The sequence below is a fragment of the Salinivibrio sp. PR5 genome (assembly GCF_001996085.1).
Taxonomy (GTDB): domain Bacteria; phylum Pseudomonadota; class Gammaproteobacteria; order Enterobacterales; family Vibrionaceae; genus Salinivibrio; species Salinivibrio proteolyticus.
Genome location: NZ_MUFK01000093.1, coordinates 1 through 1,307, shown reverse-complemented (window position 1 = coordinate 1,307; position 1,307 = coordinate 1). Strand labels below are relative to the sequence as shown.

The window sequence follows — 1,307 nt, the reverse complement described above, 5'->3', positions numbered from 1 at the left end:
CCTTATATTAATCCTAAAGATGTTCTCAAAACTCCAGGCTGGGTAAAAGAAATAATTTGGTATCAGATTTTTCCGGAACGCTTTTTTAACGGGCGACCTGATCTATCGCCAAAAAATGTTCAACCTTGGGGCAGCAAGCCAACGGTAGACAACTTTATGGGAGGGGATTTATGGGGAGTGATAAAAAAACTAGATTATCTCCAAAATCTTGGTATTAACGGTTTATATTTTTGCCCTATATTTACAGCCAATGCCAATCACAAATATGATACAGTCGACTATTTTAATGTCGATCCTCATTTTGGAGGTAATGAGGCTTTTCATGCCTTAGTCAAAGAAGCYCATCGTCGTGGTATGAAAGTAATGCTGGATGCGGTATTTAACCATATCGGAGATCGTTCTCCTTTATGGTTAGATGTGGTAAAGAATGGGGAAAATTCTCGTTATGCTGATTGGTTCTGGATAAACAGTTTTCCTGTTTATCCAGATAGACCTAAAAGTGAGTGGGATTTCTGGAACTTTAATTATGAAACATTCGGCAATGTAATAGAAATGCCGAAGCTTAATACCGAAAACGAAGAGTGTCGCCAGTATCTTCTCGAGGTTGCCCGATACTGGGTAGAAGAGTTTGATATTGATGGATGGCGTTTGGATGTTGCTAACGAAGTCGATCACGAGTTTTGGCGAGATTTTCGCCGAGTTGTTAAAGGGATTAAACCTGATTGTTATATATTGGGAGAAATCTGGCACGAGGGAATGGCTTGGTTACGTGGTGATCAGTACGATTCTCTGATGAACTATCCATTAACACAAGCGATTACCGATTACTTTGCTCTTGACGATTACGACAAAGAAACATTCATGAGCGCAGTTACTCGCTCGTACCTCATGTATCCAAAAAATGTAAACGAAGCGATGTTTAATTTGCTCGAAAGCCATGATACAACACGTTTACTTAGTCTGTGTAACGGAGATAAGCGCAAAGCTCGTCTAGCCTATCTATTTATGTTTACTCAAGTTGGTTCCCCATGTATTTACTATGGCGGTGAAATCGGTATGGATGGACGCAGAGGGATGGGAAAGGAAAATAATCGTAAGTGTATGATCTGGGATGAAAATGAACAAGATTTAGACTTTAAATCCTTTATCCATAAATTAATTGTGATGAGAAAATCCCACCCCGAATGGAATGTTCCAGAAATTCATTGGTACCATCTAGAACAGCCGAATGTCATTGCCTACTCTAGAGGTAATACGGATATATTAATAAATAATTCAGAACAAGTCGTGACTGTGGAGTTTAAGGG

General features: G+C 39.4%; 1 protein-coding gene. It reads left to right on the top strand.

The window, feature by feature from the left end; genetic code table 11:
• Positions 1-1,307 (top strand): glycoside hydrolase family 13 protein (locus BZG82_RS15990; protein ID WP_108743000.1); only part of this gene is annotated, 1,307 nt, incomplete at both ends.